The following is a 25108-nucleotide window of genomic DNA, read 5'->3' as shown; positions in this document are numbered from 1 at the left end:
CTATTTTCCCGCGAAATTGCTTGGTTTCTCCGCTGAAATTTAAATTTTTCCGCTTGATTCGTACACTATTCCGCCAAATTCAACATTTATTCCGCGAATTACTTCGGCGAGAAAAATTTATGAAATCGCAGTCTCTTTTTCTTTTAGTTCTCTCTTAATCTCCACACAGCGGCCAGGAGTTGGAAACAGTTTTCCAGCGTTTAAGAGATTAAAAGGATTGAAGACTTCACGGATATCCGTTTGTGCGATAATTTCCTCATCGGTAAATACGAATCGCATTTCTTCCCTTTTCTCAACACCCACTCCATGCTCTCCAGTGATGGTTCCGCCGACATCTGCACAGGCCTGCAGACAGGCGCTTCCCGCTTCCAAGGCTGCTTCCCTTTGTCCAGGTATTCTGGCATCAAACAGAACTAATGGATGAAGATTCCCATCTCCGGCATGAAAAATATTGGCGATCCGAAGTCCATATTCCTGGCTAATATTATTAATGTTGTTAAGGACCTCTGGCAGCCTGCTCCGAGGAATAACCCCATCTTGTACTAAATAATCCGGAGAAATGGCACCCATTGCGCCGAAGCCGGTTTTCCGGTTCGCCCACCATCTCGCTCTTTCTTCCTCCGTTTCAGCAGCTCTAACCTCACGGACATTTCTTTTTTTGCAGACTTCCATGATATTGTTGATTTGTTCATCCAGTCCTGCTTCAATACCATCTACTTCGATTAGCAGGAAGGCTTCAATATCCTTTGGATGTCCTACTGGGAATGCGGCCGCTTCTACTCCCTCAATGGCAATCTTATCCATCATTTCAAGTGCAGCAGGAACAATCCCTGCTGAAATGATATCCGAAACCGCCTGGCTTCCATCTTCTACTTTGTCAAAATAAGCGAGCACCGTTTTCTTCGCTTCCGGGTTCTTCAGAATACGTACCGTAATCTTCGTTACAATCCCAAGCGTCCCTTCAGAACCTGTCAACAGGCCAAGTAAATCGTATCCTGGTGCATCAGGAATACCGTTAGCTCCTATTTCCACAATTTCACCGTTTGGAAGAACGACTTCTAGCCCAAGAATATGGTTGGTTGTTACACCATATTTAAGACAGTGGGCGCCACCAGCATTTTCTGCAACATTTCCACCGATTGTACAGCAGTACTGGCTCGATGGATCGGGAGCATAATAATAACCTTTATCCGCAATGGAGTTCGTCAGCTTAAGATTGACAAAACCCGGCTGCACTACTGCACGCCTATTCTCAAAATCAACACTTAACAGCTTCTTCATTCGCACCATGCTGATGATAACTTCTCCGTTCAACGGAATTGCCCCTCCGCTTAGCCCTGTACCAGCACCGCGAGCCAGGAATGGAAGCTGATTGTCTGAGCAATATTTAACTAATGCAGCAACGTCATCTGTATTATTCGGGAAAACGACCGCTTTTGGTAAATGCTTATGCAAGGTGAAGCCGTCACAATCATATGCAATTAGATCTTCCTTATGATAAATAATGGAACGGGCATCCCCTACGATATTTGCAAGATTAAGAATATGCCGATCCTTTGATTTGATTCCCTTGACCGCCATTACAGCACCTCCTTGCCATCCTCTTTTTGATAAGCCCAATCCAGCAGCTGAACGGTATGCACGATTTTTTGGTTTCTTCCATGCTTTTGTACGCCCATTGCCATCTGGAGCATACAGCCTGGGTTGCCCATAGAGATCATTTCGACATCTTCAGGGACGTTTTGCATCTTGCTTTCCAGTACAGCGGACGCCATCTCCGGATTCGTGATATTATAAATTCCTGCGCTTCCACAGCAGCGGTCGGAGTTTGGCATATGAACCATTTCCACTCCAGGAATATTGAGTAAGAGATCACGTGGCTCATGTCGTATTCCCTGTCCGTGTGCCAGGTGGCATGCGTCATGATAAGTGATCCTGGTATTTAATTCAGCTTTTGGCTTTTCATAGCCGGTATCATAAAGGTATTTTGAAATGTCCTCTATTTTAGCAGAAAACTCTTCCGCCTTTTTATACCACTCAGCATCATCACGGAACAGTTCAGGATATTCTTTGAGCGCACAGCCGCAGCCGGCTGCGTTTACAATAACCTTTTCAGAATCTTTAAAGGCTTCAATATTTTGTTTTGCCAGCTTTCTTCCTGTATCGCGGTCCCCTGCATGTACATGAAGCGCTCCGCAGCAGGTCTGGTTTTTTGGAATCGTTACGTCATTACCATTTCGGGTTAATACATTAATGGTTGCTTCATTAATATCACTGAACATCACATCCATAACACAGCCGGTTAACATCGCAACCTCATTTTTTGTCTGGCCCTTCGCTTTGATGACGTCCGTATTTTTGTATTTTTTACGAACCGGTTCTTTTACCTCGGGCATAATCGCTTCCATGTCGACTAAATGCTGAGGCATGATATTAATGAGCTTAGTTTTCCGGACTACCTTCTGCATGCCGCTCTTTTGATAGAAACGCAGCAGTCCTCCTAATGAATTCAGACGGTTATGATGAGGGAACAGCCCCTGCAGAAACATTTTGCTTACTGTTCCTTTCAATCCAGTTAACGGCATAGCCTGGCGAACCTGGCCGCGGGCTTCTTCGATAAGGCCGCCGACTTCCACATCCGCCGGACAGGCCGTTGTACAGGCACGGCAGTCAAGGCAGGCAAAAATAGGATCCATAAAAAACTCGTTCACATTGAGTTTTCCTTCTGCCACCGATTTAATCAGATGAACACGGCCGCGTGGAGAATGCTGCTCCTGACCTGTAATCTCGTATGTTGGGCAGGATTCCAGACACATACCGCAATGGACACAATCTGCCCATTTGTTTTCATCCGGGTGATCCTTTGCAAGATAATTACTTAAACCAGTGGTACAAGCCGGATCTCTCTTCAAGTCGATTTCTGTTACACTCATTATTAAATCCCTCCCACAAATCGTTTAGGGTTAAGAACTTTGTTTGGATCAACCTTTGATTTGATTCCTTCTAATAGGAAGAAATGTGCCGGCTTCGGACCCCAGGTGTCTACTTCCTGCCTCAATGCAAATGGCAAATGTTTGATAACAACATACCCGCCAAGACCTGCAACCGTTTCTCTCATTTGCTGGATGGCTGAAACGACATCCTCCTTTGAGCCTTTAAGGTTGACCTGGCATAAGCCGTGACCTAATCCGCCATGAGCCTGGACTTCTAAATGATGAGAATCACCTAACAACTGACTTTCTTTCATTACTTGAGTTACATCCATGTTTACCACACCGATTTTTAAAGAAGCAGAAGTTATAAGGCTTTCGCTTTCCAAGGAATGAAGAGAGTAAAATTGGTTCCAAAAGGCTTGAGCGTCAGTTAGTGTGAGGATTTTCATATTCGTATTCTCCGGCTGAATGCTTTTGATAAAATTCTCCTGATATTGTACAGACGTTTCAACATCCTCAAGTCCAATTGCTAAGGTATAACAGCTCTGACCAGTCAGACCCTCTGACAATGCAGGACTTAACAGTTCAAGAGTAACTGGCTCCATCGTTGAATCAAGGAGCTTTTGTGCAAACGCCTTGATTTCCTCCATATTTCCTTGGGGGAAAAATAATAAAATGAGACTCTCATATTTTGGGAGCGGTCGAAGCTTTACCGTTACTTCAGAAAAAACACCCAGTGTCCCCATGGAGCCTATAAATAATTTGTTCATATCGTAGCCTGCCACATTTTTGACGACTCTCCCGCCGGACCGGATCACTTTGCCATCAGGATAAACAATTCTTAAGCCGATTACCACGTCTCGGGATGAACCATAGCCGAGCCGCTTTGGCCCGCTGTCATTGGATGAAACAATTCCGCCGATCGTAGCAGCCTCCGGATGGAAAGGATCAAGGGAAATCTTTTGTTTATGCTCCGCCAGATAATCCTGCAATTTCTTAAAATTGGTTCCAGCTTTTACGGTTAACGTCATGTCGCCCACCACATGTTCCACAATGCCCTTATAGTCAGCCAGGGAAAGCAAAATATCCGCGGACTCGCTCAAACCTCCAAATCCTCTTTTCGTTCCGTTCCCCTCAACAAAAACCTTTTTACCATTTTCGTTGGCGTATTTAAGAATCGCTGAAATCTCTTCCTCTGTTTGAGGGTAAACCTTCACTAGCCCGTTATTCCCCAGCAGATGATCATTCTCTCCTTCAACTATCCGGTCCTCTTGAATAAGGGCTTTTACCTCTGATAAAAGTTCTGCAGTTATCAATACCAGCACCTCCTGTTGTTGCGTAATACGCAACAACGTTTCTTTTATTTTGCAAAAAAATACGTTTTTTCAATTAACAGCCGTTTGACTTTTTAAAAGCTCTTTTTCTACAAAATTTAAGTGCTCAATCATCCTTTGTTTCGCTTTCTCAGGTATCCCTAACTTTATAGATTCATAGATTCCGATATGCTGCATTTCTATCAATTGAGCAATAGCTGGATGTTTCTCAATATAATGATGAAAATCGATCATGGCGTTCTTCATGGTTGTCGAAATAAATTGCATTAGCTGGATAATAATCTCATTACCGGCTGCTTTAGTAATTGCTGTATGTAAGTGATAGTCTGATTCCCAGCTCTTAATGGATTGATTAGAAAAAATTTTCTCCATGTATTGCAGATCAGCCACAGTCCGATGTATAGCGGCCATTTCTGCAATTTCAGCCTCCAAAATCTTTCTGACTTGAAAAAGCTCACTGATATCCTGAGGTCGGGGCAGCAATAGATGATTACTGAACAGCTTAGTTGAATCAAATCCAAGAATATAGGTTCCTTCTCCCTGCTTTACATCCACCACACCTTTACCTTTTAAGGTTGTAATGGCATCCCGGACAGCAGAACGGCCAACACCGAACAACTCGCAAAGTTCTCTGACAGAGGGAAGCTTTTCTCCCGCCTGAAATGTACCGGATTTAATCATTTCTTCAATCTGCTCAACAACTGAATCCGACACCTTCTTCGTTATGATTTTCTTTACCTGCACACATCTACCCCCTTCCTTTCAGACATCACATATCTGATAAGTTAAATCGCTTACATTTATTAAAGCATGATTAAAAATAAAATTCAAATAATATTCAGAATAAAATCTTATTTATGAAAATTGAATCATCTATTTTCAAAGAAAATATTACTTAAGTATGAGAAAAAAAGGATGAAACCCATTTGATTTCATCCCTTAAATATTATTTTTTCTTCACAACCACACCGCATTGTTCTTCAAGAGGCTGGATGACTGCCGCCATATCTAAATCAGATAGACCTTGCTCAGAAGCATTTCGAAATGCCTCTTCTGCCATTTGGCCTGTAAATTGTTTGATACCTGCCTCTTGTAAAAGCTGATTTGCCAATCGCACATCTTTGTGGACATATTTTACAGCCCCGCCAGGCTGAAATTGGCGTTCAAAAACATATTGCTCCATATGCCTCTCTAAAATCCGGCTGTTCCCATAGCTCACTTTTAAAATATTATATAGCTGTTCGGAATCAAGGCCATATGCTGCACCCGTTACCATTGCTTCTGAAGCAGCAAGTGAATGTACCGCAACAAGATATTGATTAATAAGCTTGGCAATGCTTCCAGATCCGGACGGACCAAGATATTCAATGGTTTTTCCAAGAACACTCAGAACAGGCAAAACCTTTTCAAAAGCCAGCTTCTCGCCTCCAACCATAATGGTCAAGGTCCCCATTTCTGCTCCTTCAGGCCCACCGCTAACCGGAGAATCGAGGTAAGAGATTCCTTTTTCTTCGCCTTGCCCGAAGATTGTTTTGCTTGTATCCGCTCCTACGGATGTAAGGTCGATACAAATGGCACCAGGAAGAGCATTTGCAATAATTCCCGAGTCCCCCAGATAAACATTCAAAACATCCTCCGGCATAGATAAGCATGTGCAAATGATATCACTGACCGAAGCAAGCGTTGAAATCGTTTCGGACAATTTTGCTCCGTGTTCTTCAAGTGCCCTTGCTTTCTCCTTGCTACGGTTATATATATGTACTTGATATCCATGATCCAGAAGTCTTTTTACCATTCTAGACCCCATGACACCTATACCAATGAATCCGATATTCATTTTAATTCCTCCCAAATCCATTCAAAACTTTCTTCGCTTTTTCCGCTTGGAGTATATTCAAGTCCAATTTGACCATTGTACGTATTATTCAAATAATGAATGATTTTTTGATAATCCATTTCCCCAGTACCCGGCTCGTGGCGGCCTGGAACGTCAGCAATTTGAACATGATCAACTTGCTCAGCGAATTGTTTATAAAGTGAAAGAGAATTTCCGTGGATTCTTTCCACATGATAGAAATCAAATTGAAGCTTTACATTAGGGAGGTTAACCGCCTTTAGAATCTCTGCAGCCTGATATAGATCACTTAGAAAATAACCCGGCATATCAAATTGGTTAATAGGCTCAATTAAGACCGTCAGTCCATGCTTGGCCATTTCCGAACCGGCATAGCGAAGATTATCTATATAAACCTTTCTTGCTGCATCACTATCCACGATACCAGCCATGCAGTGAATCTTTGAAACATTCAGTGCGGTGGCATACTTGATACCTTCCATTACTGACTTTCTAAATTCTTCTACTCTATTAGGGTCTGCTGCAATCCCGCGGTCTCCCTTTTCCCAATTCCCAGGAGGTAAATTCAACAGCACCATCAATAATTGATTCTGTTCAAGCTCCTGCTGAATATTCTCTATTGAATACGAATAGGGAAACTGACATTCAACAAAGGAAAAACCACATTCCCTTGCTTTCTTAAAACGTTCTAAAAAAGGGACTTCTATAAAAACAGTTGAAAGATTCACCGCAAATTTCTTCAATTTAACCTCCACCCCTCGAAAACTTATAAAAAAAGAGTTCGACTAAAATTTTCGTATTCCTTTTAAAAAAAAGGAGACAAATAAAGACGAATGTCTCGTTTGTCCCCTTGGGATTCATTTTCCAAAAATTTTCCTAAATTTTGGTGCTACGCGCTTTTTTGTATGCTGCTCATAGGAATAAGCAAGTTCGATTAGTTTTGGTTCGCTATATGCCTTCGCGGAGAAGGTAACTCCTACCGGCATTCCGGAATTAGTATAGCCTGCAGGAACCGTGATGGAAGGATAACCTGCTTTAGCAGGTAGTGCTGCACCAAAGTTATTTACGAATAAAAGGGCATCGAGATTATTTTCCGCCATTACCTGATCAATACTAAGCTCCCTGGAACATTTAATATCGTTCGCACGCTGCTCATGGTATTTTGAATCATCCAGGCTTTCACTCTTATTCTGTGACTCTACTAAAAATGCCTGTCCAAATTTCATTCTCACATCCGGATCTTCTTCATTAAATTTAATCACATCTTCAAGCGTTTTAACCTTTACTGTTTCCGGAGTCTTTTTCAGGTAGTCATTTACATAATGCTTAAATTTATAAAATAAAACGTCAGCTGTTAGTTCATGATTTGGGATGGTTACCTCTTCAACACTTGCACCCAGTGATTTCATTACTTCAATTTGTTCTAGAATGATTTGTTTCAGTTCAGCCTTTTCTTCATCTGATCCATAGAAAAAGCTGTAATCAACCCCAATACGCACAACTTCTAAGCCGTCAAGCTTTTAAATTGCTTGTATAGTCAGTCAGGGCTTTTCCTTCACTTTCAGCTGTGATTGGGTATGTAGGATTTTGAAAAAAGATGTTAGACTCCATTGTTAATTTTCGCTAAAATCTGATCTCTTGGAGTAACCAACAAATAGCACCTTCTCAACCCATCAATTCCAACAGGTTTTTATTACATTATAAAAGGTCCTCTTTCTGAAAGCTATTTTCCTTGCGATTCGAGTATTGAATTTTTCCTTCAATAGTAATATTACCTATACATTATTTTTCAATAGATGTAACGGAGAGAAATCAGGGGGTAGACGAAAGGAAACATTGAGAGATAAAAAAGACCCGCTAAGCCAATAAAACCTAGCGGGTCCTTAAACCTTTCGTTAAAGGGGTACTGATATCCTCTTCTTTTCTTTAAAATAAACCCATTCGGTAAATCCAATCTCCTTGAGTCGTTTTTGGACAAACTCGAAATCATCTCCTACCCTGTGCGGGTCATGAGCATCAGATCCGAATGTTACTTTGACTCCGTAATGCTTGGCCACTTCTAATATTTCATCAGCAGGATACCAGCCACCTGAATCCTTTGTTTTGCCTGAGGTGTTAATTTCAATGGCGACATCCTGCTCACCGATGATTTTTAGCGTTTTTTCAATAGCATCAGTCTCTATGGATGAAAAAGACGGGTAGTATCCCTTCATAGCGTCGATATGACCCAGAATCTGGAACAGGCCGCTTCTGGCCGATTGTTCAATTAATGAATAATAGGCTTCTTTAACCCGCATTTTTTCGGTTGTTGAAAGTCCATCCCATCGACCTTTCTTAAAAATACTGACATCCTCAACAAAATGAACAGAACCGATAATATAATCAAACGGATACTTGTCATAGAAGCTTTTGTATTCTTTCAAGTGTTGGGGAAAGAAGTCAGATTCAACTCCCAATAATACGTCTATTTTCCCAGCGTATTGCTTTTTTAACTGAAGGACTTCTTCCACATAACTTGAAAATTCACTCTTTCCCATTGTTATATGGGGAAAAGGCCTGTCCTCTACCTCAGCGAAGTAAGGAGAGTGATCGGAAATACCGATGGCTGTCATGCCCTTTTCGATGGCAGCATCAATATAGTGCTGTATCTTGCCGCGGGCATGGCCGCAGCGGTCGTGATGTGTATGTAGATCGAATAGTACAGAAGGATTTGAACCGTTCATAAATACTTCTCCTCTCTAGTCTTATTAACTATATACAGTCTAACATAGTGATATAGAAAACGTGCCCAGAAGGGATATCCTTTCATAGAATAAGGCCCCTTAACGGGGGCAGGCCTTAATTGTCAACTTCCTCAACACCTGTACGATTTCCTCTTCTCCGGTACCAGCCAACGCCAGTTTAGCCCTGGACTTCACTTCATCCGGTGCACTGCCAACAGCAATCCCCATGCCGGCATTTTCAATCATCCCGAGGTCGTTGAAGCTGTTGCCGATTGTTATAACTTCCTCAGGAGTGATCCCGTATTTCTTTATGACGGGAACAATTCCCGTCCACTTGGAACCTTTGTGAAACACTTCGAGCCGGTCGCCTTCATCATAACAGCTCACATCAGAAAGCTCCTTCATTAGGAGCTGCCTCACTTTCTCTTCCAGAAATAATGCAAGACGGTGTGCATCTCTGTTCGTATCCTCTATACCGGTTTTTGCGGCAAATGGTAAAAGGTATTCTGTATCAAGCCGGGGCTGGTTGGAGTACGATTCGCTGCCCAGATAATGAAGATAAGTACCGCCAAGTTTTTCCGTCGTCTTACAGGCATAATGGGCTATCTCCGAAGGAATCCGGTTTTCAAAAATCGCCTGACCCCCATCGATTACGAGGCCGCCATTGTAAACAACGTATGTAACACACCCTAATAAATCCCCATACAGTTTGGCTCCTTCAAGGGAGCGCCCTGTTGCAAGCCCCACCTTAATGTCTGCATTCATCAGGTCCCTGACAGTGTCGATTAAATATGGGTTCAGTACTCCTTCTGGTGACAAGATTGTTCCGTCAATATCCAAAAACACCATTTTATACATTTACATCACCCCAGTTGCTTTTATATATTCTGCAAAAATCCTTTATGCTGTTCATAGGCCATTTTCCGGAAATATTCCTTATAAATATCAGTTGGGCCTACCGATTTTGACAATTCCAAGGAAGTAGTGAGCGCCATTATCCCGTTTTCGATCCCTTTCGGGGTTTGAATGATAAATCCGCAGCCAGTTTCGGCTGAAGGAATCGCAATTGAAGTTGCGTTGACAATATTTCCACACTTCAAAAGATACTTCCCGCTCGCATCCTGTTCATTTCCTCCAATAATGGAATCACCCAATCCACGTTGGTCGACGGGACCTTCATAAGAAATAACAAGATTTACATAATTTTTGAAAAGACTATCCAGGAATTCGATTCCTTTGTTCCGGCTGCTGTATTCCTTCAGTTCAAAAGTAACTATTTCGGTGAATTGATTTTTAATTGGTCCGGGAATACGTTCCAAAGCATTTTTAGAAAGGGCTGCCCTAATAGGCATCGTCAAGCTGCCAGCCGAAGTACCCAACATCGATTCAAAAACAAACAAAGCTGTTTCAAAGTCCCGGCCGAGCACGCCTATCCCCGGGCTGAATTCAAATCCATCTGTCGACACTTTTACATCCTGGCCATGCATTCCCATTCCTTTTCCATTAATACCGACAAGGCCGGCACTCAGGGCTGGAGCTAAAATAGAGCCCCCACCGTCTGTCGCCACCGCTGCATCCGTTATGCCATGCAAAATATTAACGACACTTCCGCTTGATGAACCTGTCATCGTCTTTCCGGTAACCGGATTGGCGAGCTCAACATCTATCGCCCTGCCATGTGCAGCCATCTTATCAACACTCATCCAGACAATTCGCGGAACCTTCCGCAATTTTGCCAGGAGCGAATGGGGAATCTGATCGGTATCCTTAATCCCAAGCATCACTAAATCTCTAAAATCCCGCTCGAGCCACTCCAGTGCTTGATCCACACATTCATCATTAACAAAAACGACACTATCCTTTTTCCGGATTGCTTTGGCATATGCCTTAGCAATCCGGGCTAATTCCTGTAGGCTATTCATTGCTTTGCCTTTTCAATGGCTTTCTTGATGATGTCAATCGTCAGGTCGGCGCCGCTCCTCATAGGATTGATACGGAGAAGATACGGTGCCGAGTCAGGGGCGCTTTCGAGGAATGCCCCCGATACCCGATAAATCATTGGAAGGATCTCGTATTTCGATTCTGCACCGACTGGATGGATTGCACCGCCAAGTTCATCGGCATGCTCTAACACGTCATAGGCGATTGGATCCTTCAGTTTAACGATGACGTTGCGTGACTGTGAATTGGACAATTGCGCCCATTCAACACCATCCAGTTCGCCCCCGTTCAGGCGGTCAGCAATTTTCTTCACTTCTTCACCCTGTATGGCAATCAGGACAGGGGCATGGACAAGCGCGCGCAACAGTTCCATTGCTTCAGGGCCCTGAACCTGGCCCCCGCCTGAATAGTTGCGCTGCTTAATCACCTCTATTCCTTCCTTCTTGCCAACGACAACCCCAATTCCTTCAGGTCCAAGTACTTTAAAACCTGAGAAAGTTGAGATATCTGCACCAAAGTGGACACCGATTTTTGGTGTTTTAAAAACGGTATAGTTATCATCAACGAGGATAGGCATATCCGCTTTTTCACTTTTGACGGTGTCGATCACGTCTTTTATCCGGTAACTGTCCTTAATTTGCTGGAAGGAGTGCTGGATGTAGACAACCTTCACTTCCGACAAATTTTGCCGGACCGCATCCAAGTTATGATAATCAACAAACACCGGCTTCAGACCAAGCATCCTAAACGTTTCCTTTGTTGTCGTATAAATCGGGGCATCATGCACCATCACTTTATCCCCGGACTCCAAATAACTGGTCAGCGCAAGGCGGATCCCGCCTGTGCCCGAACCCCTAACAAGCGCGCAATCTTCTGTACCGAAGAAACGGGCCAGTACCTGTTCAACTTTTTGCGTGCGTTGAGGGGCTTTATTGTTCTTGACTCCATAATCGCCGGCTGACAAAGACTCTTCTCCTCCGAAAAAATGGGCCATAGCTTCAGTTAAGCTGAATTGCGCCTCGATTGCCTGTTCCATCGACATATTGGGTAATGTGGACAGTTTAAACATGATAACCTCCTAGTATGCTAGAAATTTCCTTGGATTCAATACAAGCATTTTTTCAATTACTTCATCAGAAACGCCGCGTTCTTTCAGCATCGGAACAAATACCGTAAACAAATGTGAGTACCCGTACCCATTGTTGGAAAGCAAATGGGAGCGGCGGGTAATGTCACAGGAAAGCATTAATTGATCTTCATATCCCTTATTTAGAAGCGCGACCAGATTGTCGGCGCGGTCTTCATCTTTCCGGTAGCGGTTCTTGCCGACTGTATCAAACTGCATATAGGCCCCGCTGTCTAGTATCAGACATTGCTCTTCAAAATTCAGGTTTAAATCCTGGTGTCCAAAGGAAATCTTCTTTAAATTGACATTATGGTTTTTAAAAATCGCCAGTTGTTCCTTGCCCATAGTGCCGATTTCCGTATGTGTGCTAAGGGGTGCTCCAGTTTCTTTCTGGGCTTGAATCGCTGCCTCGAACACTTTGTATTCCGTCGGCGTTATTTCATTCAAGCTGCTGCCAATCTCGGAAATGAGGCCTGCCTTTATGCTCGTCCCATCCATCCCCACGGTCAGGTCACTGATCATTTTGGCTGCAAGGTCTTCTTTGCTAGTCGTAAAGACATAGTCCGGATAAAAAGATTCCTTATACCAGCCCGTCGAGGCGACAATGACAAGATTGAACGCTTGGGAAATGTCGTATAAGGACTGGGCATCGCGTCCCATTCCCATGTTTGATACTTCTATCAATGTGTTGCACCCATTTACTTTTAGTTTCTCAATCTCGAGGTTAAGAGCATCGTTGTTTTCCAAAATTGAATCGGTATCATTGCGGACACCGGAAAGGTCGAAAACCAGATGCTCATGAATCATTGTTTTCTGGACCTGTTCGACTGCTACTTCTCCTGCTACACTGTGAATTTTCATGTTTGCTGCCTCCTATTTGTAAAGGTAGGAAGCACTTGGCCTCCTACCTTCCTAAACTGTTAAACAATTAAATTAAGTGAATCAGCTTTAATAAGTTCAATAGAACACCTGTCAGGATTATTGCTACTGGGCCGGCTGCAAGTTTCATGATTGGGCGTCCCATTCCTTCGTTTGCTGCATAAAGCAGGACATACACAGTCAGTGACAAGCCAAAGGCTTCCGGTGCCATTTTCATCGCAGCGAAAGCGCCTCCAATGAAGAGTGCAAGCTCCATCATGGTGTTCATCGATGAACGGATATGCTCACTCGATTCCCTTAAAGATGGGTAACGCTGAAGAAAACGGCCGATTCCGCGCAGGGCAAGAACTTCAAGGCCGAACCAGATGGCGCCAAGGATTGCTGCGACAACAGGATTTGGTGACAAATAGCCGATTGGGAATACAAATGTCAAACCTACGACTCCGTATACACCTGTTGCTAGGGCAGTAGTCGCGATTAAAGGAATGAAGCTCAAGCCGCGAATAGTATCTGCGATAGCTGCGCTATGAAGTAAATCAGTCCGTTCCTGGCCTGTTGATGCCCAAGCTTTTTGCAAAATTGGACCAGCAACGTCAGATCCTGTGAAGATACCAAGATTACATGCCATTGCCATCAGTGCCCCGATTACCATCAGAAGCGGCAATGCTTTGGAAATACGTTTGGTCCGGACGTCAAAAATATTTTCTTCTTCCGTATCATTTTCATATGCAGCCCCTTGCTCCTTCTTTAGCCTACGGTCCTGCGCTACAGAGAAGGAGATAAGAAAAATCATGCCGACCAGCATCAATACAGCAACCTGCATGGTAAATCCGCCAATTGTATTGGCAAGTGAGTTATTCGTTGTTGCTGTCGTTATATAATCTTGAATTTGCGAATTTCCTTTTGCAGCATCAGACAATGAAGTAATTTTGGCTGCAAAATCAGCCTTTTTAGGGAAAGTGACATTTGCCAGCTCTCTTGCTTTTTCAAGAGCATTTGTTGCCTTATCGGAAAAAGTCCCTGCGATAAGCGGTAATAATTGACGTACGATAAGAGCAGTAATAGCAGCAATCAACGCACGGACTTTACCAAATTGAGAAAGAATTGCGATAATTGGGAATGCAGTGAATCCAATAAGTACAGGTGTGGATAATTCACCTAGGGCACCAAGCAAATCGACCGGAAGTGAGGTGAATGCTGTATTAACAGCACTCAGGCCGAAGATAACGACCACGCCCCATACAGCCCCCAGGCCTGCTGCCAGCCACCATGAACCTACGATAACCCCAAGGATATCGGTAGGGAGGAAAAGCAGCCATGGATTAAGTAATTGGAAAGACAATGCAAAAGATAATCCAACCGATACAATGAAACCAATACTTAGACCGAATGCAATAGATGCAAGTTCAGACCTTTTCATTCTGCCTTCCAAGAACTCAGGCATGATTGGCCGGATTCCATCGTGGAATACCGATCTTCCCAGGTGTGCAGCCAATGCGGTACATGCGGTAAGCAGCATGACTACAATAATCTGAAGTGCGGATAAATCCTGCAAAAAGTTTAATTTTTCCATTATAACACCCCTATAGAGTATGTTTCTTCAATAGACTCTGTATAATCATCGGTGTAGCGGTTTCAATATTCTCCACAGACATACCAAAAGCGATTTTCCCATCCTGTACCAATTTATCGATTGTTTGGGCATCAGGTTTTCCACCGTTTTTCGCAACGGTAGAACAGTTGGAATACCCAAGGATCCCGATGGCGATGGAAAGAGCAGCTCCTCCGCCGCTATTGCAGGCGCCAAGATAATAATCGGCCTGGCCGGCCTTCACTTTTTTCGCGGCATCGAAATCTGATGTAGCAGTGACAGTTACTTTGTCACCTCCTGCTTGTTTAACGGCGCGTTCGGTTTGGTCTTTTTTGAGTCCTGCAACGACAATTCTTAGCATGTTCATTCCCCTTTTCCAGTTAATGTGCATAAATAAAGTGTGATATATAGAATTTCAGCTTCTTCGTCTGTTTCCAGAAGGTTTTTAGCAAACGAGAACAGATCGGGATATTTTTCAGCCAAAAACTGAAGCCCTTCAGGTGTTCCCTGAATGCTTTCACCATTTTCGATCCGTTGAAGCGCGATGCAAAGGTGGGTAATAAAGGCACCGCCATTTTCTTCGTCTAATTTGATTCCGAATTCATCCTCTACTCTTTTAAGCAGCAAAGGAACCTTGGAAAAAATCACATCGCTGATTTGATTCGTATCATGCAGCAAATCTAAACGTTCCGCTAAATTCTGATCCATAGTTACCTGGTTGCTCATTTCTCACCTAGCCTAATACCAGGTTTCACCTCCTTTAAAAGTTGGATTAAGGTTATTGCTCTTCGCTTCAGGCACTCATATCCGCACCATTCAACTAAAAACAAAGAAAGCTAGTATATAATATTTTCAGGATTCAGCACTTAGAATAGCTCTAATAGCTTGGATACCTGGTTCCATCGATAACTTCTTTCTGAATCTGGAGAATCTGCTCTGAGTCTACCAGTGAAAACAGGTTACGGAAGACCTTCTCATCATCCACCTTTGTTACGATGACAGCTTCTGTGTTGCTGTTCCTTTCGACAAAGGAGATTGGAACCAGTTTGAAGGTAGTATACCGGTCTTCCACCTCATCCCGGTTAAAGACACAGGCATCAATTTCTCCGGCCTGCAGCCGGTTCAACAATTGCGAGTATGGGATAGGAATGAACTGTACATTTTTTCCCTCACATATTTTTTCCGTCAGCGTCTTTTGGTCAATCGATTCAAAGTCGAGGCCAATTTTGAAACCATCCTCAATCTGATCTTTTTCCTTGTCCCGAAAGACGAGGCTATGGCCGGATACATAGGTTTCCGTCCCAAAATTCATCACGATGGAAATCGGCTCCCCTTCCTTGATGGCTTGCTCAGCTGCATACCGCGAGATGATGACAAAATCATATCGGTCTGTGAGCAAGTTATCGATCCGATTGTTGGCTCCCCTCATATAGGCGAGGCTCAACCGAAGCCCTGCTTTTTCAAGAACCTGCCGAAGTCCTGTCGCTAGTCCTTCATACCTTTTAGAGTAAGGGAGCGGCATAAGCGCTGTCATTCCATACATGGACACCATTTCCCAGGTCCTCAGCATGTCTATTTCGGTTAAATATGTCCCCTGGTGACCTCGCGATTCCAACTTCACCAGCTCTAATTCTTCCAATCTCTTTAAAGCCTGCTGGATGGTTCCCCTGCCAGTGCCAAATTCCTCCGCTAAATGGGATACATTTGGTATGCGTTCACCCGGAGAAAAGGATAAGAGCGTTTTGGCAATACGGATGATAGACGCACCATTTTTCGTGAACAGCTGTTCAATAATATCGTTCACATAAACAACCCCTATTTGTACAATAATCTGTATTTTGTATTTTACGATTATTATAACCGATGAAAGAAAGGGTTTACAATGTTATTTTTCTAAATTTAACAATTGAAGAAAGGATGACCCGTTTTCCGTTTTTGGAGCAGCAAAATAATCCACCGCTGTTGCCCCGACATCGGACATCGTCTTCCGATGGCCTATATATTTAGTAGACTCCCCCTTTTTGTAAATCAGCAGGGGTACCCGCTCACGGGTATGGTTGCTATGGCCGATTGTCGGATCATTGCCATGGTCCGCCATGATGACTAAAATATCTTCTTCAGACAGCTTTTCAATCAATTTTGCAAGATAGGCATCCGACACTTTCAGGCGGTCCGCATAGCGTTCTACATCTTCGGCGTGGCCAGCAAGATCTGTTTCCTGGATGTTAAGGCAAACATAGCCGTTTTCCATTTTCTGAATCTGTTCGATTGTTTGTTCAAAAAGCCATGCCGATTCAACACCGGCAATGCTTGTGCCATAATCGTTCTCAACAATGTCGGCAACCTTTCCGATCAATGCAACCGGTATGCCCATTTTACCAAGGATGGTAGGTACCTGTACCTGGGGGTCAATGCCATAGCCAAGGTGGATGACCTGGTACCCCTTTTTATAAACGCCAGACTTAGGCGCGTCGACGCCTATGTATTTTCCTTCATTTTCCCTTATAGCAGCAATTAGGTCTTCTTTTGTAACGTCCTCACCTCCGAAAGCAATTACTCGGGAAATTTTGACAACACTTCTTACAACTCTGCCGATAGCCTTAATGCTGTTGAAATCGATTAAATCGAGGCAGCCTGTAACATTGTATACCCTGCCCGGATCAGTTTCGAGATTATCCCCGACAGTCACACAGTCGTTAACAAGCAGCAGTTTGGCATTGTTCCCAATAAACTGTACGTCATAGCCTTTTTCAACCAGCGCTGCATACACCTCGTCAATGACATCATTGAAAGGCTGAATGAGCGGTCTTTTTGGAATGGTACCCATGATTTCCTGGTGCCCCAAAAAAGTATCCCCACCTTCGTGCATAAGGTCAGATATTCCGTAAACGGCAGTTTCGGAAAACTTGAATTTGCCTATTTCTTTGCCAAGCGCATTTATTAGACCCAATTTTTCCAAAGTGGGCAGTTCCAAATCAGGCTTGGCTTCTATAATATGTCTGCAGGTATTGGCGCCGATATCCCTTGGGCGCACCTCAGGTACATCATCCATCGCACCGACACCAAAGCTGTCAAGGACGACAACAACAAATCTACCCATTTAAATCACCTTCCTGTCTCTTTTCCCTGGCTGTCAAAAATACCTACAAGCTCTGGTGTCCCGCCTGCAAGACCTTTGACAACTCCAACATTGCTCCGTGTCACAAATACCTGTGAACGGAATGACATGACGACGGTATCGCCAACCGGCAGCTCTTTGTTGAGGCCGATATAATAGTCGATACTTTCCGTATCTGGCATTTCCACGCTAACCTTTACAGCAGAATCAAGTTTTTTTCCAACCAGCGCATTTTCCATATGGGAACGGCGATAATGACCCCCGCCATAGCAGTAACTCTGTCCGTCAATCGTATGTGAAATTTCGCTGACATATACCATTGCCGGCCGTTCGGCCAAATCCTTGACTGCATGCATCGGGGTCGTCCCCATTAACCCGTGTCCCGGTTCGCCCTGGGTGCCTCCATTTTCTTTTATCATCTCAATGAGATGAGTACAGGTAGAAGAAGGCATGTTCATATGCGTGATGTCGATACCGAAGCGCTCCTTGAGAATTTCTTTCCCCTTTCGGAGTGTTTCAGCATTAGGAGTTGCCACGATTTCCCCTTTAGATTTTTCATAAAGAAAACATGGAAATGTTGTAACCCCATCAATAATTAAATTCGATAGTTTAAGAATCTCAGGTACAACAGACTGCAAATCTTTTAAATAAAATCCTCCATATTGAGCCGGGTACAAAATATCGCCTTCATTTACGAGCCGGAGGAAAATCTTCTGCTTCTTCCCAAGCTTCCTGCATGCTTCATTAATTTCCTTCGCTTTTTGAGTACTGTAAACAGTGATAAACTCCGGGTTCATTTCAACAAATGCTGGTACCAAATGTGAAGGTATCTGGACAAGATGGCCAATATGTGTAAGAGGAATGCCATTTTCGTATAAAACCTTGGCTTCTCTGAAATCGACAGCAACCGTCCCTTTGAAGCCTTCTTTCATCAATTCGGCAGTCACAAATGGATTTCTCCCGTATTGTTTGGACATGACTAATAAATCTATATTTTGCCTATTTGCCTCTGCTAGCATCAAGCGGCCATTTTCAATTATAGTATCCAAATCTATGACATACGTGTCAGGCTCAATCAATCCCGCTTGATGAAGATAGATGGAGTAATCAATCAGCTTAGCATTTCTTCTCAAAGTGAGATCTAGAAACATTTCTTCACCTCCTTAATAGACTGCAAGTTTTTTATCTCCAAAATACAAAGTACAATATTTTGTATATTCATCAATTATATTACCATTTTATGATTACGCTTTCAAATATATTTTTAAAAAATATCATAATATATTATTAGCTATTCATTTTGAAGTGTATTAATAAAACAGAAATGCCCATATGTATTTATTAACCTAGATTTATTAACCTAGATGTATAATTCAGAGTTGGTCCAAGCTGATTTAAAATTGATTTAATTTCATATCTATTTTAGTTACTTGGCTCAAACAGTAATCTATTGGACTTAGTAATTTGCTTGTAGAATCTTAGATGTGAAAAATCACAGGATAAAATTAACGTCCCTACTACATACCAGTTGTAATAGAAAATGATGTTTTAAATTTTGATTAGTTGATATTTACAGCAAGTTGAGATGATACCGGAAGCTACCTCCGAATTACAAAAATCAATTTAGTCCATGGCCTGAAATTCTATTTTTTACCATTTAACTATCCTAAATGCAACTTTATCCTTTTTTACATTGCAGAATAGACTTTAGTCAATTTCCTTGAAGAATCTTAAAATAAGGTATAAGAATGAAATGAGATATGTAAGAATGCATTCGAATATTATTTGTTTTTCAAATAATGCCCTATTATGGTCATTTCAGTTTGTCGAAAAAAGGGGTTCGGAATGATTTATTCCGAACCCCTTTTTAATTTTATTGAGATTTCCTATAGGATTATACCCTCCTTATTCACAAATTCAAGGTGGTTACTGGACCCACAGACATGTGTACGAGGAGGAGGGTCACCGCCCGCCCGCGGAAAGCGAGTATTCGGGAGAAAGTCGAATTAAACTGAGGGAGTTTAACAAAGCCTTTCCTTTAAGAAAAAGGAGACAAATAGAGACGAATGTCTCGATTGTCCCCTTGGGATTCATTTTACAAAAAATTACCTTAAGGTTGGTGCTGCGCGCTTTTTTGTATGATGCTCATAGGAATAAGCAAGTTCGATTAGTTTTGGCTCGCTATATGCCTTTGCGGAGAAGGTAACTCCTACCGGCATTCCCGAATTGGTATAGCCTGCAGGAACCGTGATGGATGGATAACCTGCTTTAGCCGGTAATGCTGCACCAAAGTTATTTACGAATAAAAGGGCATCGAGATTATTTTCCGCCATTACCTGATCAATACCAAGCTCCCTGGAATATTTAATATCGTTCGCACGCTGCTCATGGTAGTTTGGATCATCAAGACTTTCACTCTTATTCTGTGACTCTACTAATAATGCCTGTCCGAATTTCATTCTCACATCCGGATCTTCTTCATTAAATTTAATCACATCTTCAAGCGTTTTAACCTTTACAGTTTCCGGGGTCTTTTTCAGGTAGTCATTTACATTATGCTTAAATTCATAAAATAAAACGTCTGCTGATAATTCATGTTTTGGTATGGTTACCTCTTCAACACTTGCACCCAGTGATTTCATTACTTCGATTTGTTCCTGAATGATTTGTTTTAGCTCCGCTTTTTCTTCATCTGTTCCATAGAAAAAGTTATAATCAACCCCAATACGGGCTCCCTTTAAGCCGTCCAAATTAAGGTACTTTGTATAATCTGTAAGTGCTTTTCCTTCACTTTCTGCTGTGATTGAATCTGTAGGATCGACACCCGTCAAAACTCCCAGTGTAATGGCTGCATCTGAAACAGTTCTCGCCATTGGACCCGCAGTATCCTGGCTCTCTGAAAGCGGAATAATGCCAGAGCGGCTGATTAATCCGACTGTCGGCTTGATTCCAACAATGGAGTTAGCACTAGCAGGGCTAAGAATAGATCCAGATGTTTCAGTGCCTATTGCGACTGATGCAAAGTTTGAGGCAATACTTGCACCTGATCCAGAACTTGATCCGCCAACCGTTCCCGCTTCGAACGTCTCCGGTCCATATGGGCATAAAACCTGTCCGCCAAGCCCGCTATATCCGCTTGGAGCGCCATCTGCCATAAAATACGCCCATTCACTCATGTTCGCTTTTCCTAAAATAATAGCGCCCGCTTCGCGGAGTTTTTTAGCAACCCATGAATCCTCATTTGCATAGTTATCTTTTAAAGCAATCGTACCAGCTGTTGTTGGCATATTATCTTTTGTTTCAATATTATCTTTTAAAAGTACTGGAATTCCGAATAAAGGGCCTTGTACTTCCTTTCCACGAGCTACATCCATTTCCGCTGCTATTTTTAAAGCATCAGGATTAATTGCTAAAATGGAATTAATCTTCGGACCGTTCTTATCATATGCTTCAATTCTATCTAAATACATTTGCACTAGTTGAACTGAAGTAAGCTTCCCTGTTTTAAAAGCTTCATGAATTTGAGCAATCGTGGCTTCTTCAAGCTGTAAAGTCCCAATCCCTGCAGGTAAGTTCATTTATTATCCTCCACTAACTTATTTAAATATTTAGTTATTCTTAAACTATTAGATAATTATAACTCCTTCGGGACTAGAAAGATATCAGAAAAGATGTGAAATTAGCTAAATAAAAATGATGCCTCCCCCGTGTGGGGATGACACCTTTTCTAACTCTGATTGTTTTTTCCCTGAAAATGTTCATGTGCTTTTAACTCATTGATGGTTCCTTCTATTTCACTTATGTAATCGTCAAATATATGAATATTCCCTGCATCTTTGAAGTTTTTTTTATCAATAGAATTTAATAAAGCTATAATCGCTTTAAATTTTAGATCATCATGAAACGGGATTTCAGCTTCTCCGTTAATTTCTCCTTTTACAACTAACTCACCTTCGTCATTCTCCATTTTAAAATGAAATGTTTGCAAATTATCCATAAACAAGCTTTCCACCTTTTTATTTTTCACTTTAATATAACCAAAATCATTGATTTTAATTTGTTACTTATTAAAAGCGAATGACTTAAGACCGGTTTATTACCAACCGGCCCTTACATAAAAATATTATGACTGGTATTGGCTGCATCTCAGGTAAGAATAATCTGCAGGCAACTCAAAAATCATAAATGAAATCTATCTTTAATCATTTTAGCTACTTCAACTGCACTCAAGCTTGTATTGTTAATCTTTATATAATTTGAAAATGTAATTTCACCTTCTAAAGAATTCAATCTATGTTTCTCCATCGTACGTTTTATATCATTTTCAGACCATTCAATATCTCTTTTTTTAGGCTTGTGTTCAAGTCTATTTGAACTTTTATTTCTCTCCAGCCTCTCTTCTAATTCAGCCTCAAGTTCTACATAGTAAACAGTGCCTCCTCCGGACTCAAAAAGCTGGGAGAGCTGCTTAACATAATTCCAATCCGATTCCATATCAAACATCCAGACATAAGTGAAGATCATTCCATACAAATTACTCTTTGATACCTCTTCAAAAATCTCCTGACGAAATAATTGGACTAATCTTTTTCCTTCTTTTGTACTGTAATCAAAAAAATGACTAACCAAGTCAATCGTCATATGGTTATGAAAAAGTTTCAAATCCGTTATTTTCGCTAATTCCTGCCCAACTGTCATTTTACCAACCGCTTGAGGTCCAAATACATGAACTAATTTCATAAGTTCTCCTTAAAATAAATTTTTTCTACTTATTTCTATAATTAAATGATAAATCCCTTCTTAAGCCAATGCTGCTCCTTTAGTCCAACAAAAAAGAGGCTTAATCCTTCGTGGACTAATGCCCTTTTACTTTAATTAAAATTAGCACGAATCCTCGGGATATACCGAGTGATTTTTTAAAATAATAAGATGGTTAAACAATATATTGAGGAGGACTGTTATGCAACAGGATCAACATGCTAAAGAAAATTTAGATTCTATGATGAAACCTGGTGTTGTTGGAACCAATGCACAAAAAGTAAAACAAGAAATTCAAAAAGATATAAGCGAAGGACAAGGGTCAATGACCTCCCGAGAGGCAGGAGCAATGCGCGATTAGTAAACTACTCTGCGCAGCTTTTTATTTACGTCTCTTTTCGATTGGATAAAGATGCCAGTAACCTATAAGGATGGTTGGTTGAAAAACACTGATTGACCGTGAAATGTCTAGCTAAAGCCTTACACATAAAAATGCTAAAAGCAGTGTGATTTCGTTAGTGAAATCCACTGCTTTTTTACTTGTTCTTATATCTGTTTTTTACTATACATCTACTCCAAAAGAGAACGGCATTTTTTCACTTTTTTCTATTTAGCCATGGAAAACAATCATCTTTTTAAAGCATGGAAATAAGATGGAATATATTGTCCCTTAAAAATATAAAACATTCTATATTATCATAGATATATAAATAAGTAGCTTAAAAACCATCGCAAAAGTAAGCGGAATCTGTTTCGTTTCCTCCGATTCCTACGAATCATCACCCCTAATAAGGAGGTTTTTATGATTAAAAAAATAATTTCAACCATTTTATCCTGCTCAATTGCGCTAACCGGAATTTTTTCCGTTTCTATATTAACTTCAAAAGAAGTACAAGCTTCGACATACAATGAACTGGGACAACGCCCTTTTATGGGCTGGAGCAGCTGGAGTTCCATTCGTAAAAACCCAAATGAAAAAAACATTAAAGAAGCTGCAGATGTTTTGGCTGAGAAATTTAAATCCCACGGGTATCAATATGTGAATCTTGATGATTATTATATGCTCAATTGGACCACTACCGTCGACAAGTATGGCAGATGGGTGGTAGATCCTAAGAAATTCCCGCACGGAATGAAAGCACTTGGAGACTATATTCATAATAAAGGCTTGTATTTTGGCTCCTATGTAACCCTCGGTATTCCAAAAGCTGCGGTGGACCAAAATACGCCGATCGAGGGAACACCTTATCACGCAAAGGATATCGTAGATTTCAGCAAGGGACAAAAGGTAAATTTTAATTTTAAGAATATGTATTCGATCGATTTTTCCAAGCCAGGGGCACAGGAGTATATTGATTCCTGGGCAAAGCTATTTGCTTCTTATGGAGTGGATTACTTGAAAATTGATGGTGTACGCAACCAGGATATTAAAGATATTGAGGCATGGGCAAAAGCACTTAAGAAAACAGGAAGACCGATTCATGTTGAGCTATCCAACAACTTGGATATCAAAAATGTTTCTAACTGGCAGGATTTATCCAATGGCTGGCGGACAGATCATGATGTAGAAAGCTACGGAAAGCCAACGAATACAGACTGGGAACATGTTTACCGACGGTTTAAACACGCGGCTAAGTGGCAGCCTCATGCTGGACCGGGCGGCTGGAACGATTTCGACTCCCTCAATGTTGCAAACGGAAGCAAGGATGGTCTGACGGATGACGAAAAACGATCCCATGTATCTCTTTGGGCCATTGCTGCATCTCATTTTGCTATTGGCAGCGACATGACCAAATTAGATGATTTCGGTATCAGCCTGCTTACGAATGACGAAATAATTAAAGCCAATCAAAGTGGAGTAGCCGGAAAAAGCTTATACAACACATCCAGCTCTCATGTCTTTTATCAAAGCCTGCCGGATGGTTCTTACAATGTCGGTCTATTTAATACTAGTCCATCCACTAAAAAAGTATCTGTTCCATGGGATGAACTTGGTTTTAAGGGTTCAGCTGACGTTCGTGATATGTGGAGCCATAAAGATATAGGAAGTATGGAATTAGGATTTACCGCAACACTTGCCACTCATGCATCACGAATGATCCATGTCGTTCCAGCCTCATCCCTGATTGTATCCCCTAAAAGCGGTGAAACAGAGGTGAATCCTTCCCATGTTTCTCTAACGTGGAAAGCTCAAACAGGTGCTGAAGACTATCATGTGCTGGCAGCGAAAGATCCTTATTTTTCAAAAGTAATCTATGATCAAATTATATCTTCAACGTCGACAAAGCTAAAAAATCTTGCAAATGATGAACAATACTATTGGAAGGTTTCCTCCTTTAAAAATGGAAAAGAAAAGCTAATAGGAATTTATTCCTTCCATACCGAAATGACTACAGCTCCAGCTGCCCCTGACTGGGTATTAGCAAATAGGAATAATAAAGATTCTATTACACTTACCTGGAATCCGTCATTCGGTGCAAATTCTTATACCCTCTATCGCAAAAAAGTGAACAGCTTAGGGATCAGCAGCGGCTACAAGCAAATTGCAGCAAACATCACTGATCCTAACTATGTGGATCATAAAGCTACTCTTCAACATGGGGGCCATTATTCTTATATGGTTACTGCTCATAACGCAGTAGGAGAAAGTGCAAAGTCAATTGAAGGTCACTCAGACAAACAATCATCCATAATGGTGAGGGCAATACCAGCGGCAGGAATTCTCCTGATCTTAATTACAGGGGCACTCTTTATTATTTCCAGACGCAATAATAAACCCACAATACAGGCCTAACTCACACAGGTACCTTTCACAATGACGGTACCTGTTTTTTATTTGCATAATTTGGA

Annotated in this window: 23 protein-coding genes; 2 read left to right on the top strand and 21 right to left on the bottom strand. The window is 41.8% G+C overall.

The annotated features are described in order from the left end of the window. Positions 1-117 precede the first annotated feature (117 nt). The 21 genes from G8761_RS12670 to G8761_RS12570 form a co-directional block, all read right to left on the bottom strand. Positions 118-1581, bottom strand: a complete 1464-nt coding sequence (locus G8761_RS12670; RefSeq protein WP_166027182.1) for an FAD-linked oxidase C-terminal domain-containing protein — start codon at positions 1579-1581, stop codon at positions 118-120. Then, positions 1581-2933 carry a (Fe-S)-binding protein gene (locus G8761_RS12665; protein WP_166027180.1) on the bottom strand — a complete coding sequence of 451 codons (1353 nt, stop codon included), beginning with the start codon at positions 2931-2933 and terminating at the stop codon, positions 1581-1583. The genes G8761_RS12670 and G8761_RS12665 overlap by 1 nt, the downstream gene beginning before the upstream one ends. A gap of 2 nt (positions 2934-2935) precedes the next feature. Continuing rightward, positions 2936-4249, bottom strand: coding sequence for an FAD-binding oxidoreductase (locus tag G8761_RS12660; protein ID WP_166027178.1), 1314 nt, complete (start codon positions 4247-4249; stop codon positions 2936-2938). Between the two features lie 69 nt (positions 4250-4318). Continuing rightward, a complete protein-coding gene (locus G8761_RS12655; protein WP_166027176.1) occupies positions 4319-5011 on the bottom strand; it encodes a GntR family transcriptional regulator in 693 nt (230 codons plus the stop codon). Between the two features lie 202 nt (positions 5012-5213). Then, positions 5214-6104, bottom strand: a complete 891-nt coding sequence (locus G8761_RS12650) for an NAD(P)-dependent oxidoreductase (RefSeq protein ID WP_166027174.1) — start codon at positions 6102-6104, stop codon at positions 5214-5216. After that, complete coding sequence (locus tag G8761_RS12645; RefSeq protein WP_166027172.1) at positions 6101-6865, bottom strand: hydroxypyruvate isomerase family protein; 765 nt, start codon at positions 6863-6865, stop codon at positions 6101-6103. The genes G8761_RS12650 and G8761_RS12645 overlap by 4 nt, the downstream gene beginning before the upstream one ends. 114 nt (positions 6866-6979) lie before the next feature. Further along, positions 6980-7621, bottom strand: a complete 642-nt coding sequence (locus G8761_RS12640; protein WP_338000950.1) for an amidase family protein — start codon at positions 7619-7621, stop codon at positions 6980-6982. Positions 7622-8017: 396 nt separating this feature from the next. Beyond that, a complete protein-coding gene (locus G8761_RS12635) occupies positions 8018-8845 on the bottom strand; it encodes a histidinol-phosphatase (protein ID WP_166027170.1) in 828 nt (275 codons plus the stop codon). 99 nt (positions 8846-8944) lie between these two features. After that, complete coding sequence (locus G8761_RS12630) at positions 8945-9703, bottom strand: HAD-IIB family hydrolase (protein ID WP_166027168.1); 759 nt, start codon at positions 9701-9703, stop codon at positions 8945-8947. A 20-nt stretch (positions 9704-9723) separates the two neighbouring features. Then, the gene (locus G8761_RS12625) at positions 9724-10767 is read right to left on the bottom strand and encodes an amidase family protein (RefSeq protein ID WP_166027166.1); all 1044 of its coding nucleotides are present in this window, start codon (positions 10765-10767) and stop codon (positions 9724-9726) included. Next, positions 10764-11855, bottom strand: a complete 1092-nt coding sequence (locus G8761_RS12620; protein WP_166027164.1) for an aminotransferase class V-fold PLP-dependent enzyme — start codon at positions 11853-11855, stop codon at positions 10764-10766. Before G8761_RS12620 ends, G8761_RS12625 begins: the two co-directional genes overlap by 4 nt. 9 nt (positions 11856-11864) lie before the next feature. Beyond that, a complete protein-coding gene (locus G8761_RS12615) occupies positions 11865-12773 on the bottom strand; it encodes a phosphotriesterase family protein (RefSeq protein ID WP_166027162.1) in 909 nt (302 codons plus the stop codon). Between the two features lie 67 nt (positions 12774-12840). Next, entirely contained in the window at positions 12841-14364 is a 1524-nt protein-coding gene (locus tag G8761_RS12610; protein WP_166027160.1) for a YhfT family protein, read from the bottom strand. A gap of 10 nt (positions 14365-14374) precedes the next feature. Beyond that, the gene (locus tag G8761_RS12605) at positions 14375-14743 is read right to left on the bottom strand and encodes a DUF2620 domain-containing protein (protein ID WP_166027158.1); all 369 of its coding nucleotides are present in this window, start codon (positions 14741-14743) and stop codon (positions 14375-14377) included. 2 nt (positions 14744-14745) lie between these two features. After that, positions 14746-15108, bottom strand: coding sequence for a PRD domain-containing protein (locus G8761_RS12600; RefSeq protein ID WP_166027156.1), 363 nt, complete (start codon positions 15106-15108; stop codon positions 14746-14748). 151 nt (positions 15109-15259) lie between these two features. After that, positions 15260-16186, bottom strand: a complete 927-nt coding sequence (yhfZ, locus tag G8761_RS12595) for a GntR family transcriptional regulator YhfZ (RefSeq protein ID WP_166027154.1) — start codon at positions 16184-16186, stop codon at positions 15260-15262. Positions 16187-16267: 81 nt separating this feature from the next. After that, positions 16268-17482: a phosphopentomutase gene (locus G8761_RS12590; RefSeq protein ID WP_166027152.1), complete on the bottom strand. Its 1215-nt coding sequence runs from the start codon at positions 17480-17482 to the stop codon at positions 16268-16270. A gap of 5 nt (positions 17483-17487) precedes the next feature. Beyond that, positions 17488-18651, bottom strand: a complete 1164-nt coding sequence (locus G8761_RS12585; RefSeq protein ID WP_166027150.1) for a YhfX family PLP-dependent enzyme — start codon at positions 18649-18651, stop codon at positions 17488-17490. A 954-nt stretch (positions 18652-19605) separates the two neighbouring features. Then, on the bottom strand, positions 19606-21078 hold the full coding sequence (locus tag G8761_RS12580; RefSeq protein WP_166027148.1) for an amidase family protein: 1473 nt from the start codon (positions 21076-21078) through the stop codon (positions 19606-19608). Positions 21079-21227: 149 nt separating this feature from the next. Continuing rightward, entirely contained in the window at positions 21228-21497 is a 270-nt protein-coding gene (locus tag G8761_RS12575) for a hypothetical protein (protein ID WP_166027146.1), read from the bottom strand. A 182-nt stretch (positions 21498-21679) separates the two neighbouring features. Further along, entirely contained in the window at positions 21680-22240 is a 561-nt protein-coding gene (locus G8761_RS12570; protein WP_166027144.1) for a DEAD/DEAH box helicase family protein, read from the bottom strand. 220 nt (positions 22241-22460) lie between these two features. On the opposite strand from G8761_RS12570, the gene G8761_RS12565 reads away from it, so the two are divergent. Further along, positions 22461-22619 (top strand): hypothetical protein, encoded by a 159-nt coding sequence (locus G8761_RS12565; RefSeq protein WP_166027142.1) that lies wholly within the window; start codon positions 22461-22463, stop codon positions 22617-22619. Between the two features lie 441 nt (positions 22620-23060). Then, positions 23061-25052 carry an alpha-galactosidase gene (locus G8761_RS12560; protein ID WP_166027140.1) on the top strand — a complete coding sequence of 664 codons (1992 nt, stop codon included), beginning with the start codon at positions 23061-23063 and terminating at the stop codon, positions 25050-25052. Positions 25053-25108: the final 56 nt, after the last annotated feature.

It is taken from the genome of Neobacillus terrae (assembly GCF_011393025.1).
GTDB lineage: Bacteria > Bacillota > Bacilli > Bacillales > Cytobacillaceae > Neobacillus_A > Neobacillus_A terrae.
This window is presented reverse-complemented; position numbering and strand designations above follow the sequence as displayed.

Excerpts from the sequence above, each read along its gene's own strand:
- G8761_RS12565 (WP_166027142.1), top strand. The coding sequence starts at position 22,461 with ATGCAACAGGATCAACATGCTAAAGAAAATTTAGATTCTATGATGAAA.
- G8761_RS12625 (WP_166027166.1), bottom strand. The coding sequence starts at position 10,767 with ATGAATAGCCTACAGGAATTAGCCCGGATTGCTAAGGCATATGCCAAA.
- G8761_RS12670 (WP_166027182.1), bottom strand. The coding sequence starts at position 1,581 with ATGGCGGTCAAGGGAATCAAATCAAAGGATCGGCATATTCTTAATCTT.
- G8761_RS12570 (WP_166027144.1), bottom strand. The coding sequence starts at position 22,240 with ATGAAATTAGTTCATGTATTTGGACCTCAAGCGGTTGGTAAAATGACA.
- G8761_RS12585 (WP_166027150.1), bottom strand. The coding sequence starts at position 18,651 with ATGTTTCTAGATCTCACTTTGAGAAGAAATGCTAAGCTGATTGATTAC.
- G8761_RS12580 (WP_166027148.1), bottom strand. The coding sequence starts at position 21,078 with ATGAACTTACCTGCAGGGATTGGGACTTTACAGCTTGAAGAAGCCACG.
- G8761_RS12630 (WP_166027168.1), bottom strand. The coding sequence starts at position 9,703 with ATGTATAAAATGGTGTTTTTGGATATTGACGGAACAATCTTGTCACCA.
- G8761_RS12575 (WP_166027146.1), bottom strand. The coding sequence starts at position 21,497 with ATGGATAATTTGCAAACATTTCATTTTAAAATGGAGAATGACGAAGGT.
- G8761_RS12620 (WP_166027164.1), bottom strand. The coding sequence starts at position 11,855 with ATGTTTAAACTGTCCACATTACCCAATATGTCGATGGAACAGGCAATC.
- G8761_RS12590 (WP_166027152.1), bottom strand. The coding sequence starts at position 17,482 with ATGGGTAGATTTGTTGTTGTCGTCCTTGACAGCTTTGGTGTCGGTGCG.
- G8761_RS12560 (WP_166027140.1), top strand. The coding sequence starts at position 23,061 with ATGATTAAAAAAATAATTTCAACCATTTTATCCTGCTCAATTGCGCTA.
- G8761_RS12605 (WP_166027158.1), bottom strand. The coding sequence starts at position 14,743 with ATGCTAAGAATTGTCGTTGCAGGACTCAAAAAAGACCAAACCGAACGC.
- G8761_RS12610 (WP_166027160.1), bottom strand. The coding sequence starts at position 14,364 with ATGGAAAAATTAAACTTTTTGCAGGATTTATCCGCACTTCAGATTATT.
- G8761_RS12600 (WP_166027156.1), bottom strand. The coding sequence starts at position 15,108 with ATGAGCAACCAGGTAACTATGGATCAGAATTTAGCGGAACGTTTAGAT.
- G8761_RS12615 (WP_166027162.1), bottom strand. The coding sequence starts at position 12,773 with ATGAAAATTCACAGTGTAGCAGGAGAAGTAGCAGTCGAACAGGTCCAG.
- G8761_RS12650 (WP_166027174.1), bottom strand. The coding sequence starts at position 6,104 with ATGAATATCGGATTCATTGGTATAGGTGTCATGGGGTCTAGAATGGTA.
- G8761_RS12665 (WP_166027180.1), bottom strand. The coding sequence starts at position 2,933 with ATGAGTGTAACAGAAATCGACTTGAAGAGAGATCCGGCTTGTACCACT.
- G8761_RS12635 (WP_166027170.1), bottom strand. The coding sequence starts at position 8,845 with ATGAACGGTTCAAATCCTTCTGTACTATTCGATCTACATACACATCAC.